This is a genomic window from Bradyrhizobium sp. PUT101 (assembly GCF_052043945.1).
Taxonomy (GTDB): Bacteria; Pseudomonadota; Alphaproteobacteria; order Rhizobiales; family Xanthobacteraceae; genus Bradyrhizobium.
Map to the genome: position 1 here is coordinate 6,652,812 of NZ_CP197207.1, position 15,338 is coordinate 6,668,149.

Sequence of the window (15,338 nt, forward strand, 5' to 3'; positions counted from 1 at the left end):
ATCACTCTCGCTTCTTGCCGTGACTATTCCGCCGCTTCACGTTGCGGCTGAACGATCATGCCGTCCAGCCTGCCGCGGATGATCGCTTCCGCCTCGCGCACGATGCGGGAGACGAGTTCGGCGCAACTCGGGATGTCCTGGATCAGGCCCTGCACCTGGCCGGCCGACCAGATGCCTTCGTCGGAATCGCCGGTGGCATAGACCATCTTGCCGCGGGCGCCGGCGACGAGCTCGCGGATGTCCTCGAACTTCGCGCCCTCCTTCTCCATCGCGACGACCTTGGTCGAGATCGCGTTCTTCGCCACGCGCGAGGTGTTGCGCATGGTGCGGAAGATCAGCTCGGTCTCGCGCTCGTCATTGGCGACGATCTTCTCCTTGATGAGCTGGTGGATCGGGCTTTCCTTGGTGGCCATGAAGCGCGTGCCCATGTTGATGCCGTCGGCGCCCAGTGCCAGCGCCGCGACGAGGCCGCGGGCGTCGGCAAAGCCGCCCGAGGCGATCATCGGGATCTTGACCTTGTTGGCGGCGGCCGGGATCAGGATCAGGCCGGGGGTGTCGTCCTCGCCGGGGTGGCCGGCGCATTCGAATCCGTCGATCGAGATGGCATCGACCCCCATCCGTTCGGCCGAGAGCGCGTGGCGCACGCTGGTGCATTTGTGCACGACCTTGACGCCGTGCTTCTTGAACTCGCCGACATGCTCCTGCGGCTTGTTGCCGGCGGTCTCGACCACCTTGATGCCGCTCTCGATGATGGCGGCGCGGTATTCGGCATAGGGCGGCGGCTTGATCGCGGGCAGGATGGTCAGGTTGACGCCGAACGGCTTGTCGGTGAGGTCGCGACAGCGCGCGATCTCCCTGGTCAGATCCTCCGGCGTCGGCTGGGTCAGTGCCGTGATGAAGCCGAGCGCGCCGGCATTGGCAACGGCTGCGACCAGCTCGGCGCGGCCGACCCACTGCATGCCGCCCTGGACGATCGGGTGCTCGACCCCGACGAGTTTGGTGAACCGTGTCTGCAACATGATATGTTTCCCCCTGCGTGCCGCGCTGTTATCGGTTGATGGCTGGAGGATGCCGCCCGGGTCGGCAAATGTCTATCAGCGGGGCCTGCGGTGGGCACGGGATGGCATGCGAGGGGCGGGGGGATTCCGTGGGGCGGATAATTCGAATGCGCCGCTCCTGATGGCGCAAGCTCTTTCCTCAAACTCCATCGTCATGCCCCGGCTTGCCGTCTTCGCTGAAGCTTTGCCGGCCGAGCGCCGTTGTGGGCCCGGCGTAGCCTTGGCGGAGACGGGACCGGGGCATCCAGTACGCCGTGGCCTCTCGGCCCTAGCCTCGCAGTCTCTGGAATACTGGATTGCCCGCTTTCGCGGGCAATGACAACGAGTATGGAGCAAAGAGCTACTCCGCCGACAGCCGCACCATTTGCCGGCCGCCGTTCATTTCCTTGAGGCGGTTGACGAAGTTTTCCGGGCGTTGCCAGCGGTTGGGGACCTGCAATCCCATGAACTCGGCGATGTCGCCGATGAAGCCGGTGCAGTTGGCGGTCTCCGCGTTCCACACGGGTGAGTTCGCCTGCAATTTCTTGATGTAGGCGAACACGCGCTTGGCGTCGGCTTCGTTCAGATAGACGCGATAGCTCGCGGTCAGATATTCCGGATCGAGATCGCCGTAGCTCGCGCCGGTCTCGGACGGCACAAAGGTGATGTGGCCAAGCACGTAAGCAAGCGTGTCGCCGGCCGGTGTGAGCCCTGCGACCTCCACGGCACGCTCGCTGGTCTTGCCGTACCAGACGAAGGCATGGCCCCAGCTCGCGGCGGTACGCGCGCGGAAGTCGACGTAATAGGGGCCTTTCTCCGCGCGCGCGACCGAGCGCCGCGTCGATTGCGGCTGAGGTCGCGAGGCGCCGTCGGTCATGGCAAGCGCGTTCGCATCGGCAGCACGCCTGTTTGCCTCGTGGGCCGAGGCCGAGGGCGTCGTGCATGAGAGCATAGCCGCAACAGCGAAGCCCGCGAGGATGCAGGATCCCGATCGATTAGCTTTGTTCGTCACGACATACCCCTCGACTGTCGGCCGCTACGCAGATTCGGCGCGTATTCCGCTGCGCGTCAGTAGCGCGCCGCGACCGGGCCGGGCGCCTTGCCGATCGGGGCCTTTCCAACCGGGCTCTTGCCAATCGGCATCTTGCCAATCGGCGCCTGTTCTGCCGGATAGGCCGGCACGGGCTGCCGGCGAGGCAGATCCGCAGCGTTTGCAGCCGTCACCAGAACGAGCGTAGCACCGAGAGCAAATACAATCTTCTTCACAGTCATATACCCCTGAAGGTTTGGTCCAAACACGGCACCGCCGTGCCCCCAGACACACCTCACAGAAGGGCGGCCGAATGCGTCCAAGTTGCGGCAGGCGCGGGACATGTTGGCGGCATATGTCGGGCGCGCGTAGATGTGATGTGTCCGAATGTTTCGGAGATGAAGACGCGCCTCGGCTTATCGTTTCCCGAGGATGCTCGAGCGTATCTTCTCGGCGAACCAAACCACGAAAATCGCAGCGAACGAGAGAGCGAAGTAAAGGGCCGTCCACAAAAGTGCATTGCCGGCATTCGTCATGGCGTCCTCCCTTGCATCAGAGATTGATTTCTTACGGGAAGGATAGGGGTGGTCGCGACGGGCGACTTGCGGCGGATCAATTTTGCTGCGCTGCGGGGGCAATTAGCCGGCGAGCCCTTCATTCCGGGCTCGGCTTTGCGTCGCCCCGGAATGACGGAGAGAGTGGTTACAGCCGAAACTCGTTGGTCAGCTCACCGATGCCGTCGATCGCGACGGTGACCGTGTTCACCGGCTCCTTCATCACGCCGACGCCGACGGAGGTCCCCACCGCGATGAGGTCGCCGGGGAGCAGGGTCATGTCGTGGGAGATTCTGCTGACCAACTCCTGCGCGCTGAAGATCATGTCCGAGATCGGATAGTTCTGCCGTTCCGCGCCGTTAAGGATGGTGCGGACGGTGAGCCTGGCCGGATCGAGGCCAGTCGCGATGACGGGGCCGAACGGGCCGTAATCGTCGATGCCCTTGGCGCGGGCCCATTGCGGGAAGGTGGGGTCGCGCGTCAGGATGTCGTTGGCGGTGATGTCGTTGACGCAGGTGTAGCCGAAGATGAAGCTATCCGCTTCCGCCGGCGACACACGCGCGCAAGCCTTGCCGATGACGATGCCGAGCTCGCCCTCATAGGTCGTCTTGCCGTCGTAGGAGGAGGGGCGGCGGATCACCGCACCGGGGGCGGCGATGCTGGTGGTGGCCTTCAGCAGATAGAGCGGCTCCGGCGGCTCGGGTTGGTTGAGCTTTGCCGCGAGCGCATGGAAATTATTCCAGAGCGCGACGATCTTGCTGGGCGCGCAGGGGGCGAGCAGCTCGACCTGCGACAGCGTCAGCGTCTTGCCGGTAGCGGTGTTGCGGCCGAACATCTCGCCCTCATGCACGCTGATGCCCGATGGGCTCAGCGTGCCGAAGCCGGTCGCACCATTGCTCCGGAAGCGGAGCCACTTCTTCATCTCGCTCGCCATCATGCCACCGCCAGTGCGCGCGGATCCGATGGCGTCGAGACCGCGTCATAGAGGCCGGCGATGCGGGCGCGCTGGGTCACCATCGCCAGCACCGAGTCGAGCGCGGGCGTTGCGATGCCGGTGAGACGGCCCATCTCCTGCACCACTGTGACGAGCGGGTCGATCTCCATGGGCCGGCCGCGCTCGAGATCCTGGAGCATCGAGGTCTTGTGCGCGCCGACCTTGCGGGCGCCCTCGATGCGGCGCTCGACGTCGACGCGGAATTTGACGCCGAAGTTCTCAGCGATGGCTTGCGTCTCCACCATGATCGCCCGTGACAGCGCGCGCGTCGCCGGATCGGTGCAGATCACGTCGAGCGTGGCGTGGGTCAGCGCGCTGATCGGGTTGAAGCAGACATTGCCCCACAGCTTCAGCCAGATCTCGTCCCGGATGCGGTCGAGCACGGGCGCCTTCAGCCCGGCGGCGACGAGCAGGCCGGCGAGACGCTGCACGTCATCAGTGATCTCGCCGGAAGGCTCGCCGAGCGGAAAGTTGTTGCCGCAAACGTGGCGGATCACGCCGGGCGCTTCGATCTCGGTGGCGGGATAGACGATGCAGCCGATGGCGCGCTCGGCGCCGATTTCGCGCCACTGCCGTCCGCCGGGGTCGATGCTCTCCAGCGTCGAGTTCTCGTATTGCCCGCCGTGCTTGTAGAAGTACCAATAGGGAATGCCGTTGACGGCCGTGACGATGCGGGTGTGAGGTCCCAGCAGCGGCCGCATCTTCTCGATCACGCCGGTGATCGAATGCGCCTTCAGCGTAATGATGATGAAATCCTGCACGTCGAGCTCGGCGGGATCGTCGGTGCAGCGCGGATGCACGGTGTGCTGCTCCTCGCCCGCGAGCAGCGTCAGGCCGCGCTCGCGCATCGCGGCAAGGTGCGCGCCGCGTGCGACCAGGCTGACATCGGCGCCCGCGCGTGCGAGCTGAACCCCGAGATATCCGCCGATCGCGCCGGCGCCGTAGATGCAGATCTTCATGAAATCCTCGCGGGACCAAGATTGGCAGTCAGTTGGATCGATCAGGCAACAGGCTCCCTGCACCTCTCCCGCTTGCGGGAGAGGTCGGCGCGTTCGGAGAGCGCGGCGGGCGAAGACTCCATCCTCTTGGGGAGTCTCCCCAGCGGAGGCAGCCCTCTCCCCCACCCTCTCCCGCAAGCGGGAGAGGGGGCGCAGCTCTTCCGTGGCTGGACGTGAGGCTCCGCTTTAGGCTGCGGCTTGCGGCGTGCCGTTGAGGGCCTCGTCAACCGCCGCGGCGATGTCGCGCATGCTGATGACGGAGATGAGGCTGTATTCGTCGATCACGGGAAGATGGCGGATGTGATGACGGTTCATCAGATGGCGGACGTGCTCGATCGGATCCGAGGAGGTGCAGGACACGAGCTGCTGCACCGAGACGAGCTGCGAGACCTTGACATTGACGGCGTTCGCGCCGTGCTCGGCGACGGCGCGCACCACGTCGCGCTCGGTGAACATGCCGACTGCGGTGTTGCCCTCGGAGCGGACCACGTCCTTCACCACCAGCGCGCTGATGTTGTTGGCGCGCATCAGCTTGGCCGCGATACCCACCGTCTCGTTCATACGCACCGTGACAACGCGCGGCGTCTTCTTGCGCAGAATGTCTCCGACCAGCATTGCAACCTCCCTGGGTGAGTGACGAGGGAAGTGTGGTATACATAATGCCAATCGTCAAGCGCTGGATTTGGCTGATCCGAAAAATCTTGCGACAGCCATGCTGACGTTTGTCGTGGACCAAAAAGAAAGGGGGCGCATCGCTGCACCCCCTTCTCAATCACGCAGAGCGTGTGGTGGCTTACGCCGTTTCAGTCTTCGCAGTGCCGGTGGCGGCGTCGGTGCTCTCGGCTTCCTTGCCGAGGATGAAGGCGCGGCGCAGCGGCTTGATCACGAGCAGCGCCATCAGCGCGGCCATTGCGTTCAGCGCCACCGCCACCACGAACACGGCCTTCCAGCCATAGGCGGAGGAGATCACGCTTGTGAGCGGGACGAGCAGCGAGGCCGTGCCCTTCGCGGTGTAGAGCATGCCGTTGTTGGTGGTTGCGAACTTCGCACCGAAGGTGTCGCCGCAGGTCGCGGGGAACAGCGAGTAGATTTCGCCGAACACGCCGAAATAGACTGCGGTCGCGAGCACGAACACAACAGGCACGTGGCCGTAGGCCGACAGCGTCAGCAACATCAAAGCAGCGGTGCCGAAGGCGATGAACATGGTGGGCTCGCGGCCGATCGTGTCGGAGACCCAGCCGAAGAAGGGGCGCCCGAACCCGTCGAAGATGCGGTCGAGCGAGATTGCGAAGGTCAATGCCGCCATCTGGAAGCCGGCAAGCGTCACCGGCGTATTCGCGATCTTGTAGTCGTGCGCGATCGGGCCGATCTGCGCGGCGGTCATCAGCCCGCCCGAAGCGACCATCACGAAGACGAGATACATCACCCAGAAAACAGGGCTGCGCAGCACCTGCGGCGGGGTGAAGTCGATCTTGGTCTGCGGCAGATTGAGCTGTTTCTTCTTCGGCGGAATCGAGACCCGCGGCGGCTGGATGAAGAAGGCGAGCACGAACACGACGACGCCCTGGCCGATGCCGAAGGTGAGGAACGCGTGCTGGTAGCCGCTAGCGACGATCATGCTCGCGATCGGCACGATCGTGAGCGCGGCGCCCGCGCCGAAGCCGGCGGCGGTCGCACCTGCCGCGAGGCCGCGACGATCGGGAAACCATTTCAGCGCGTTGCCGACGCAGGTGCCGTACACTGCGCCCGCGCCCATGCCGCCGACGATCGCGGCCGCGTAGAGCAGGGTGAGGCTGTCGGCGTAGGAGTTGAGAATCCAGGACAGTGCGATCATCGCGCCGCCGAACATGACGATGATACGCGGGCCGTATTTATCGACGAACCAGGCCTCGATCGGCACCAGCCAGGTCTCGGTGACCACGAAGATGGTGAAAGCGAGCTGGATCGCGGCGCGCCCCCAATGATGGGCGGCGTCGATCGGATCGACGAACAGCGTCCAGCCATATTGCAGATTGGCGATCATCGCCATGCAGACGATGCCCATGCCGAGCTGGAGCCAACGGAAACCTGTGCGAAGCGGCGCGGCGGTGACGGCGCCATCCGGGCTGGAAATCATCAGAACCTCCCAACGCGCCTGTCTGTCGTACATCAGCTTGCCAAGGTGACCTGATGTCGCAAATGTTGTGTCTTATCGTCGCAGGCGTCATCCGGAGATTGGTATACCATATTCCAGTTTGCAAGCCCAATCTTGGCTCCTCGGTCACAAAATGCGGCGCGTTCCGAGGTCGGAGAATCGCGGCGGTCTTCGGGCCAAACGAAAACGCCCGGCCGTGAGGCCGGGCGTCGTGCTCGCGTGAGCTGTGGTGGAGCGGTCAGATGGTCGATTTCGCGACCACGATCTTGCGCCAGGGTTTCAGCACCGCGATCGCCAGCAGCGAAGCCAGGATGTTGGCGCCGGCCGCGATGATGAACACGCTGTCCCAGGTGCCGGACGATTGCTGCATGTAGTTGGCGATCGGCACCAGCAGCGCGGCGGTGCCCTTCGCGGTGTAGAGCAGGCCGGCATTGGTGGTCGCGAACTTGGCGCCGAACGTGTCGGTGCAGGTCGAGGGGAACAGCGAGTAGATCTCACCCCAGGCGAAGAACACGAAGCCCGAGAGCAGCACGAACCAGATCGGATCCTGGCCCCAGAGGTAGAGCATCCAGATGCCGAACCCTTCCATGCCGAAGGCGATGAACATCGTGTTCTCGCGGCCGATCATGTCGGAGATCCAGCCGAAGAACGGACGCGTCAGGCCGTTGAGCACGCGGTCGATCGTGGCCGCGAAGGTCACCGCCGTCATCGTCACCGCCATCAGCGTGACCGGCACGTTGTCGACCTTCCAGTCGGCTGCGATCGGCTTCAGGTTTGCGGTCACCATCAACCCGCCGGCGCCGACGATCACGAACATGAAGTACATCAGCCAGAATATCGGCTGACGCAGCACCTCGGTCGGCTGATAGTTGCGCCGGGTCTGCAGCAGATTGGCGTTCGCCACCACGTTCGGCACCTGGCCCGCTTTCGGGGCGAGCAGGAAGAAGGCGAGGATGCAGATGATGATGCCTTGCCCGAGGCCGAAATAGAGGAAGGTGGTCTGGAAGCCGCTGTCCTTGATCATGGCCTGGATCGGCGCGACTGTGAGCGCAGAGCCTGCACCGAAGCCCGCGGCAGTGATGCCGGCGGCAAGTCCGCGCTTGTCCGGAAACCATTTCAGCGCATTGCCGACACAGGTGCCGTAGACGCCGCCGGCGCCGATGCCTGCGACGATCATGCCGAGATAGTAGCCGTTGAGCGAGGTGGCCTGCGCGTTGATCGCCCAGCCGATGGCGCAGAGCACACCGCCGACCAGCACGACGATCCGCGGGCCGTATTTGTCGACGAACCATCCTTCGATCGGCACCAGCCAGGTCTCGAACAAGACGAAAAGGGTGAACGCCCACTGGATCGACGCGCGATCCCAGCCGAATTTTTTCTGGATGTCGGGGACGAAGAACGTCCAGCCATATTGGTAGTTGGCGATCATCACCATCGCCGCCACACCGATCGCCAATTGCGCCCAGCGATAGGCATCGCTTACGCGTGCGGCACTAGGGGCCGCAGCCGACTGCACCATGTCCGTCATTAAAAACCCTCCCGAATGCGCCGATCATTTTTATGCATGCGCTGCCCGCATCCTGGTATTCATTATGCCAAGATTCAAGCGAAGGACGGGAGGTGCGGCGAAATAACGCGGGTTCGTTCACATGCGCAATCACTGGGGGATTGTAAAGCCCCAATCGCTGCCGGCGTGTCGGCGGAAATGGCGGCTGATCCTGATCAACCGATTGATTCTGCGATTACTTTTGTGTCGTCGCGACGCCGCAAGACCGCTGTTGAAAAGGCCGCGCGTCTGGGGATTTTCCACGCATGCGCTGCTCGCGCCCGCCGACGCGCGGTCGGTCGGCGACCGCACAATTCCTTGGAATTCTATATTCCAGAAGTCCGACCTGCGGCAATTTGGCGTGGGCGGCCCTGATCGCGCAGATCGCGCCTCACGCCATCGACATGCGCAGCCGGCTATAGCCTTCCTGGATCGCGGACCAGAACAAGGCGACCAGACCGAGCGCCATGATCGTGCTGACGAGGCCGTTGGAGAAGAACACCCCGAGCGATCCCTGCGATCCCAGCAGCGATTGGCGGAAGGCTTCCTCGGCCTTGTCGCCGAGCACGATGGCGAGCACCAGCGGGGCGAGCGGGTAGTTGCACTTCTTCAGGAGATAGCCGAGCACGCCGAACACCAGCATCAGCATCACGTCGAAGGTGCTGTTGTGCACCGAATAGGCGCCGATCGCGCAGAGCACCAGGATGAGCGGCGCGATGATGCCGAAGGGCACGCGGAGGATCGCGGCGAAGATCGGCACGCAGGTGAGCACGACGATGAGGCCGGCGAGGTTGCCGAGATACATCGATGCGATCAGGCCCCAGACGAACTCCTTCTGCTCGACGAACAGCATGGGGCCGGGCTGCAGGCCCCAGATCAACAATCCGCCGAGCAGGACGGCGGCGGTCGGGGAGCCCGGCACGCCGAGCGAGAGCATCGGCAGCAGGGCGGCGGTGCCCGCGGCATGCGCCGCCGTCTCCGGCGCGATCACGCCTTCGATCTCGCCCTTGCCGAAATTGTTGCCGCGTCGCGACAGGCGCTTGGCGATGCCGTAGCTCATGAAGGAGGCCGGCGTTGCGCCGGCGGGCGTGACGCCCATCCAGCAGCCGATCAGGCAGGAGCGCAGCGAGGTCATCCAATAGGCGGGCAGCTCGCGCCAGGTGTGAAGCACGACCCGCAGGTTGATCTTCGCATTGCCGCCGCGGAACGCCAGTCCTTCCTCCATGGTCAGCAGGATCTCGCCGATGCCGAACAGGCCGATCACGGCGATGAGGAAGTCGAATCCGTTGAGCAACTCCGTGACGCCGAAGGTCAGCCGCAACTGTCCGGTGATCGAATCCAGGCCGACCGCCGCGAGTGCGAAGCCCATCATCATCGCCGCGATTGTCTTGAACGGCGGCTCCTTGCTCAGGCCCACGAAGCTGCAAAAGGCGAGGAAGTACACCGCGAACTTCTCCGCCGGACCAAATCGCAGTGCGAAGCCCGCGACGAGGGGCGCGACGAGCGTGATCATGATGACGGCAAACAGCGCGCCCACGAAGGAGGAGGTGAAGGCGGCGGTCAGGGCTTCGCCGGGCCTGCCCTGTTGCGCCATCGGATAGCCGTCGAAGGTGGTCGCCACGGACCATGGCTCGCCGGGGATGTTGAACAGGATCGAGGTGATGGCGCCGCCGAACAACGCGCCCCAATAGATGCAGGACAGCATGATGATCGCCGATGTGGGCGGCATGCTGAAGGTCAGGGGCAGGAGGATCGCGACGCCGTTGGCGCCCCCTAACCCCGGCAGCACGCCGATGATGACCCCGAGCGTGATGCCGATGATCATCAGCATGATGTTGTAGGGCTGCAGGGCGACCGCGAAGCCGTGAAACAGATTGGCCAACTCTTCCATGTCGATACGTCCTGCAGCAGTGACGGAAATGACGACGCGGCCCTTACAGGTCGAGCCATTCCTCGAACGGGCCCTTGGGAAGCGGGACCAGGAACCAGCGCTCGAAAACGAGATAGGTCAGGACCGGCATGCCGACCGCGACCGCGATGGTCGTCAGCCAGCGATAGCCGCCGAGCCGGCGCATGAACCAGGCGATGAAGACCATCGAGGCGACGTAGAGGCCGATGAACGGCATCGAGCCGACATAGATCGCGGTCGGCACGACGACGCTCATGACCTGGCGCAGCTGTCCCCATTCTGCGAACAGTCGGCCGTCGTCGTCGCGTTGCGCATGCCAGAGGTTGATGGCGCTCGCTCCGACGATCGTGGCGCCGATATAGAAGGGGAAGAACCCGGCACGCGGGCCCTCCGCGCCCCAATTGATGCCGGCCTTCAGGCTCCCGAAGATCACGACCAGGCCGAACGCGCCGATCAGCAGCGCCATGCCGATTTCCAGCGTCTTGTGTGCCGGGCCAGATTCGGATCCGGATCGTTCAGTCATGGGACCTCCAGGCGGAAACGCGGTCTTTCGCGGTCGCGGCGGGCGTGAGGACGAGCAGCATCCTCAGCCGTCGTCGATGTCGCGGCTCAATTCGCCGATGCGAGGAAGCCGGCTTCCTTCATCAAGCCTTGGTGGCGCTTCTCCTCCGCCTCGACCCACTTGGCGTAGTCGGCGCCAGTCATGAAGGTCGTGTTGAAGGCGCCGCTCTTCATGAAATCCTGCCATTCCGGCGTGGCGCGGACCTTCTTGAACAGCTCGACATAGTATTCGACCTGGTCCTTCGTGGCCTTGGGCGACATGAAGATGCCGCGCAGCATGAGATATTCCATCGCGAGGCCCTGCGACTTGCAGGTCGGAATATCCTTCCAGGCCTTGCCCTCGGCGATCGGCTCGTCATAGGCCATCGGCTGGGCGTCGAAGACGCAGAGCGGACGAAGCTTGCCGCCGCGCCATTGCGCAACCGCCTCGATCGGATTGTTGACGGTTGAATCGACGTGATTGCCGACGAGCTGGACGGCGACTTCGCCGCCGCCCTTGTAGGGGATGTAGGTGAACTTCGTGTCGACCGCTTTCTCGATGCCGACCGTAATGATCTGGTCTTCCTGCTTGGAGCCGGTGCCGCCCATCTTGAACGAGCCGCTTGGTGCCTTCTTCGCGGCGTCGACGTAGTCCTTGACGCTGTTGTACGGCTTTTCGGCGTTGACCCAGAGCACGAATTCGTCGAGCGCGAGCATGGCGACCGGCGTCAGGTCCTTCCAGTTGAACGGAATTCCCGTCGCCAGCGGGGTCGTAAACAGGTTCGACAGCGTGATGATGATCTTGTGCGGATTGCCCGACGACGTCTTCACATCGAGGAAGCCTTCACCGCCCGCGCCGCCGGCCTTGTTGATGACGACCAGCGGTTGCTTCATCAGATTGTGCTTGGTGACGATGCCCTGAATGGTGCGTGCCATCTGATCGGCGCCGCCGCCGGTGCCCGCGGGCACGATGAACTCGACCGGACGGACCGGCTCCCAGGCCGCACGGCTTGCGGTGCTGGCGCACGACATCGCGATTGCCGCCAAAGCGACATTCAGAACGGATGGCTTCATTTGTTTCTCTCCCTGTCGAACCTCAACGCAGCCGCTCTTTGTCGACTTGCGTAAGCCCATCTCGATTCAGATGCCTGGTGTCACCCTTGCGGTCGATCTCCCATGGCAGTGCCGATAGAAACTGTATGAGCAGGGACAACGCGCGGCATCCGCTGCTTTCGGCTAAGGTTCCGCCAGGGCTCGCGGCACGCGTGCCCATTGGCCGTTCCCGTCTTGCGTTATATTTCCCCGCCTTACACCCTGGGGTGTGCAATCGTTCTTGCTTGTCCAATGGTATGCGCGATGCCAGTGACCTAACAATCGGATCGGCGGTCGGCCCGGCGGACCAATTGTCGCAGTTATGGTCGCAAGCCAGGCAAGGAGGCAAAAGAAAATGGCCCCGACATGCGGGGCCATTGGATCGAGCTTGGAGGTCGGCGGGGACGTGAGCCCGCCGTTTAGCGGGCGGACAAGGCCTTCTTACAGACCGAAACGCGGCAGGTCGCCGTTGTGATTGGAGATCTCGGCGCTCGCCATCAGGAAGCTGTCGATCGCGGCCATCAGGCGAGCAAACAGCGAGGAGGAGGGGGCGAGGGCAACGGAAGCGGTCTTGGACATCGGAAATCCCTTTCTTGAGACAGTCACTCTCGCTGTCTCATTTCGAAGGGCAGTTTATGTATACCAGATGCCAGCTTCCATACTCTTGTTTGCATAGCAGCATTTATTCTTCCGCATTGCGGCATGGTCGGTGAGCCCTGGGGCGGGCAGGCCACCCTTGACACGCTCTATCGAACAGAGAATGTTATGTTATAACATAACATAGTGAGATGCCGTGTCTCGCCGTCCTCGACCTATCCCGCTCAAAAGGCTGTTCGATCTCCATGCGCAAACTCCCCGTCACCGTCTTGTCCGGCTTCCTAGGGGCTGGAAAGACCACTTTGCTGAACCACGTCCTGAACAACCGGCACGGCCTGAAAGTGGCGGTGATCGTGAACGACATGAGCGAGGTGAACATCGATGCGGACCTGGTCCGCGATGGTGGTGCCAACCTCTCGCGGACTGATGAGAAACTGGTGGAGATGACCAACGGCTGCATCTGCTGCACTCTGCGCGACGATCTCCTGAGGGAAGTACGTGCGCTCGCCGAAAGCGGGCGCTTCGATTATCTGCTGATCGAATCGACGGGCATTTCGGAGCCGCTGCCGGTCGCAGCGACGTTCGATTTCCGCTCGGAAGAGGGCGAAAGCCTCTCCGACATCGCCCACCTGGACACGATGGTGACGGTGGTCGACGCCGCCAACCTGCTGAAGGACTATTCCTCGACCGAGTTCCTCGGCGAGCGCGGCGAGGCGCTGGACGGCGACAAGCGGACGCTGGTCGATCTCCTCGTGGAGCAGATCGAGTTCGCCGACGTGATCGTGCTCAACAAGGTGGACGATGCCTCGCCGCAACAGCGCGAGGTGGCACGGCAGATCATCCGCTCGTTGAATCCCGAAGCCGACATCATCGAGGCCAACCACAGCCGCGTGCCCTTCGACCGCGTGCTCAACACCGGCCGTTTCGACTTCGAGAAGGCCCAGCAGCATCCGCTCTGGTACAAGGAGCTCTACGGTTTCGCCGACCACGTGCCTGAAACGCAGGAATATGGCGTGAAGAACTTCGTCTATCGCGCCCGCCGGCCGTTCGATCCGTCGAAGTTCGACAAGTTCGTCAAGGGGGCCTGGCCGGGCGTGATCCGGGCGAAGGGTCATTTCTGGCTGGCGACGAGGCCGCAATGGCTCGGCGAGATCAGCCAGGCGGGAGCGATCGTGCGGACCGAAGCGCTGGGTTTCTGGTGGGCGAGCGTTCCAAAGGAGCGGTGGCCGAACGATGAGGGCTGGCGCAAGCGGCTCGGCCAGTATTGGGACAAGGTGTATGGCGATCGCCGCCAGGAGATCGTGTTCATCGGCCCCGGCATGGACGAAGCCGAGCTCCGCCGCAGGCTGGACGCATGTCTTGTCCCGGAAACGTCCACCATGGACATCGCCGCATGGTCCGCTCTCGCCGATCCTTTTCCGGCCTGGCGTCGAGGCGATCAGTCCAACTGATCGACGTGAATACCAGAGTCTCGCCGTGAGGTTCGGGCGCGACCATCTCCGGCCAGGTCTTGCAAGGGGGCGGCAAAGCCGTTAGTGCTCTGCCCCCTTTCCAATCATCTGTCAGAGTGTTCATGTCGAGCGCCTCGCCCGCCGTCTCGATCGGCATCGATTTTGGGACCAGCAACACGGTCGTCGCGCTTGCGGCGGACGACCGCCGGGTCGAGGCCATCCGCTTCGATCATGGCGGACAGCGCCACAGCGTCTACGTGTCGGCCCTGTGCTTCTGGGAGGACCGGCCGGGCGCCGGCGCCCAGGCCGAGGGCGGCCCGTGGGCGATCGAGCAGTTCCTCGAAGGCCGCCACGTCTACCGCTTCCTTCAGTCGTTCAAGACGTTTGCGGCGAGCAGCAGCTTCAACACCACCCAGGTGTTCCGGCAACGCTACAAGTTCGAGGATATTCTGGCGGCGTTCCTGCGGACGCTGGCGCGCCATGGCGGTGGGAAGTTCGGCTTCGAGGCGGCCAATATCACGGTCGGTCGCCCGGTGCGCTTCGCCGGCGGCAATCCCGACGAGGCGCTGGCGATGCAGCGCTACCGGGCCGCGTTCGAGCGGCTCGGCGCCGGTCACGCGCGCTATGTCTACGAGCCCGTGGGCGCGGCGTTCTCCTTCGCGCGCCGGCTGGAGCGGGATGCCACCGTGCTGGTTGCCGATTTCGGCGGCGGCACCAGCGATTTCTCCGTGATGCGTTTCTCGCGTGCGGGCGGCAGCCTTCGCGCCGAGCCGCTCGGCCATGCCGGCATCGGTATTGCCGGCGACACCTTCGACTATCGCATCGTCGACCACGTCGTCTCGCCGCGGCTCGGCAAAGGTTCCAGCTTTCGCTCGTTCGACAAGGTGCTGCCGGTCCCGAGCGGCCACTACACCAACCTCGCGCGCTGGCATCAGCTCGCGATGATGAAGAGCAACGGCGATCTGCGCGAGCTCCGCGAGCTTGCGCGCACTGCGTTGAAGCCTGATCTGCTCGAGGATTTCATCACCATCGTCGATCTCGACCTCGGCTTTTCGCTCTACCGCGCCGTGTCCGACGCCAAGGTCGCGCTGTCGGCGCAGGACGAGGTGGACTTCCGCTTCAAAGGCGGCGGCGTCGATATCGGCGCGGCCATCACACGGAAGAATTTCGAAGCCTGGATCGCCGACGATATCGCCCGGTTGGGGGCGACCGTCGACAAGGTGCTGGGCGAGGCCGGCATCACCGCGCGCGAGATCGAGAAGGTGTTCCTGACCGGCGGCACGTCTTTTGTGCCGGCCGTCCGGAAACTTTTCGCCGAGCGGTTCGGCAACGAACGGCTGATGTCAGGCGACCAGTTCGAGTCGATCGCCTACGGGCTTGCGCTGATCGGACATAGTCCCGATTCGGATCGCTGGGTGGCAAATCAGGTCGCGTAGCAGGCGGCGAGCAGCGTCCC

Annotated in this window: 14 protein-coding genes; 2 read left to right on the forward strand and 12 right to left on the reverse strand. The window is 63.8% G+C overall.

Annotated features, from left to right (window positions below):
* Positions 1–23 precede the first annotated feature (23 nt).
* From ACSHT2_RS31705 to ACSHT2_RS31760, 12 genes are all read right to left on the reverse strand, one after another.
* Positions 24–1,019 (reverse strand): NAD(P)H-dependent flavin oxidoreductase, encoded by a 996-nt coding sequence (locus ACSHT2_RS31705; protein ID WP_440638845.1) that lies wholly within the window; start codon positions 1,017–1,019, stop codon positions 24–26.
* A gap of 379 nt (positions 1,020–1,398) precedes the next feature.
* Entirely contained in the window at positions 1,399–2,049 is a 651-nt protein-coding gene (locus ACSHT2_RS31710; RefSeq protein ID WP_440638847.1) for a hypothetical protein, read from the reverse strand.
* A 56-nt stretch (positions 2,050–2,105) separates the two neighbouring features.
* Entirely contained in the window at positions 2,106–2,309 is a 204-nt protein-coding gene (locus tag ACSHT2_RS31715; RefSeq protein WP_440638849.1) for a hypothetical protein, read from the reverse strand.
* A 460-nt stretch (positions 2,310–2,769) separates the two neighbouring features.
* Complete coding sequence (locus tag ACSHT2_RS31720; RefSeq protein WP_440638850.1) at positions 2,770–3,558, reverse strand: fumarylacetoacetate hydrolase family protein; 789 nt, start codon at positions 3,556–3,558, stop codon at positions 2,770–2,772.
* The gene (locus tag ACSHT2_RS31725; RefSeq protein WP_440638852.1) at positions 3,555–4,574 is read right to left on the reverse strand and encodes a 2-dehydropantoate 2-reductase; all 1,020 of its coding nucleotides are present in this window, start codon (positions 4,572–4,574) and stop codon (positions 3,555–3,557) included. Before ACSHT2_RS31725 ends, ACSHT2_RS31720 begins: the two co-directional genes overlap by 4 nt.
* Before the next feature lie 225 nt (positions 4,575–4,799).
* Entirely contained in the window at positions 4,800–5,228 is a 429-nt protein-coding gene (locus ACSHT2_RS31730) for a CBS domain-containing protein (RefSeq protein WP_440638854.1), read from the reverse strand.
* 178 nt (positions 5,229–5,406) lie between these two features.
* Positions 5,407–6,729 (reverse strand): oxalate/formate MFS antiporter, encoded by a 1,323-nt coding sequence (gene oxlT, locus ACSHT2_RS31735; RefSeq protein WP_440638855.1) that lies wholly within the window; start codon positions 6,727–6,729, stop codon positions 5,407–5,409.
* 256 nt (positions 6,730–6,985) lie between these two features.
* On the reverse strand, positions 6,986–8,275 hold the full coding sequence (gene oxlT / locus ACSHT2_RS31740) for an oxalate/formate MFS antiporter (RefSeq protein ID WP_440638857.1): 1,290 nt from the start codon (positions 8,273–8,275) through the stop codon (positions 6,986–6,988).
* 409 nt (positions 8,276–8,684) lie between these two features.
* Positions 8,685–10,184, reverse strand: coding sequence for a tripartite tricarboxylate transporter permease (locus tag ACSHT2_RS31745; protein WP_440638859.1), 1,500 nt, complete (start codon positions 10,182–10,184; stop codon positions 8,685–8,687).
* Positions 10,185–10,227: 43 nt separating this feature from the next.
* The gene (locus ACSHT2_RS31750; protein ID WP_440638860.1) at positions 10,228–10,725 is read right to left on the reverse strand and encodes a tripartite tricarboxylate transporter TctB family protein; all 498 of its coding nucleotides are present in this window, start codon (positions 10,723–10,725) and stop codon (positions 10,228–10,230) included.
* A gap of 86 nt (positions 10,726–10,811) precedes the next feature.
* On the reverse strand, positions 10,812–11,816 hold the full coding sequence (locus ACSHT2_RS31755; protein WP_440638861.1) for a Bug family tripartite tricarboxylate transporter substrate binding protein: 1,005 nt from the start codon (positions 11,814–11,816) through the stop codon (positions 10,812–10,814).
* 459 nt (positions 11,817–12,275) lie between these two features.
* Entirely contained in the window at positions 12,276–12,413 is a 138-nt protein-coding gene (locus tag ACSHT2_RS31760) for a hypothetical protein (protein WP_167406555.1), read from the reverse strand.
* Between the two features lie 263 nt (positions 12,414–12,676).
* On the opposite strand from ACSHT2_RS31760, the gene zigA reads away from it, so the two are divergent.
* Together zigA and ACSHT2_RS31770 are read left to right on the forward strand one after the other, a co-directional pair.
* Positions 12,677–13,882, forward strand: a complete 1,206-nt coding sequence (zigA, locus tag ACSHT2_RS31765; RefSeq protein ID WP_440638863.1) for a zinc metallochaperone GTPase ZigA — start codon at positions 12,677–12,679, stop codon at positions 13,880–13,882.
* A 122-nt stretch (positions 13,883–14,004) separates the two neighbouring features.
* The gene (locus tag ACSHT2_RS31770; RefSeq protein WP_440638865.1) at positions 14,005–15,318 is read left to right on the forward strand and encodes an Hsp70 family protein; all 1,314 of its coding nucleotides are present in this window, start codon (positions 14,005–14,007) and stop codon (positions 15,316–15,318) included.
* The last annotated feature ends 20 nt before the right edge of the window (positions 15,319–15,338 follow it).

Coding starts and splice junctions, on each gene's coding strand:
- ACSHT2_RS31705 (WP_440638845.1), bottom strand. CDS start 1,019: ATGTTGCAGACACGGTTCACCAAACTCGTCGGGGTCGAGCACCCGATC.
- ACSHT2_RS31715 (WP_440638849.1), bottom strand. CDS start 2,309: ATGACTGTGAAGAAGATTGTATTTGCTCTCGGTGCTACGCTCGTTCTG.
- ACSHT2_RS31720 (WP_440638850.1), bottom strand. CDS start 3,558: ATGATGGCGAGCGAGATGAAGAAGTGGCTCCGCTTCCGGAGCAATGGT.
- ACSHT2_RS31725 (WP_440638852.1), bottom strand. CDS start 4,574: ATGAAGATCTGCATCTACGGCGCCGGCGCGATCGGCGGATATCTCGGG.
- ACSHT2_RS31730 (WP_440638854.1), bottom strand. CDS start 5,228: ATGCTGGTCGGAGACATTCTGCGCAAGAAGACGCCGCGCGTTGTCACG.
- oxlT (WP_440638855.1), bottom strand. CDS start 6,729: ATGATTTCCAGCCCGGATGGCGCCGTCACCGCCGCGCCGCTTCGCACA.
- oxlT (WP_440638857.1), bottom strand. CDS start 8,275: ATGACGGACATGGTGCAGTCGGCTGCGGCCCCTAGTGCCGCACGCGTA.
- ACSHT2_RS31745 (WP_440638859.1), bottom strand. CDS start 10,184: ATGGAAGAGTTGGCCAATCTGTTTCACGGCTTCGCGGTCGCCCTGCAG.
- ACSHT2_RS31750 (WP_440638860.1), bottom strand. CDS start 10,725: ATGACTGAACGATCCGGATCCGAATCTGGCCCGGCACACAAGACGCTG.
- ACSHT2_RS31755 (WP_440638861.1), bottom strand. CDS start 11,816: ATGAAGCCATCCGTTCTGAATGTCGCTTTGGCGGCAATCGCGATGTCG.
- ACSHT2_RS31760 (WP_167406555.1), bottom strand. CDS start 12,413: ATGTCCAAGACCGCTTCCGTTGCCCTCGCCCCCTCCTCCTCGCTGTTT.
- zigA (WP_440638863.1), top strand. CDS start 12,677: ATGCGCAAACTCCCCGTCACCGTCTTGTCCGGCTTCCTAGGGGCTGGA.
- ACSHT2_RS31770 (WP_440638865.1), top strand. CDS start 14,005: ATGTCGAGCGCCTCGCCCGCCGTCTCGATCGGCATCGATTTTGGGACC.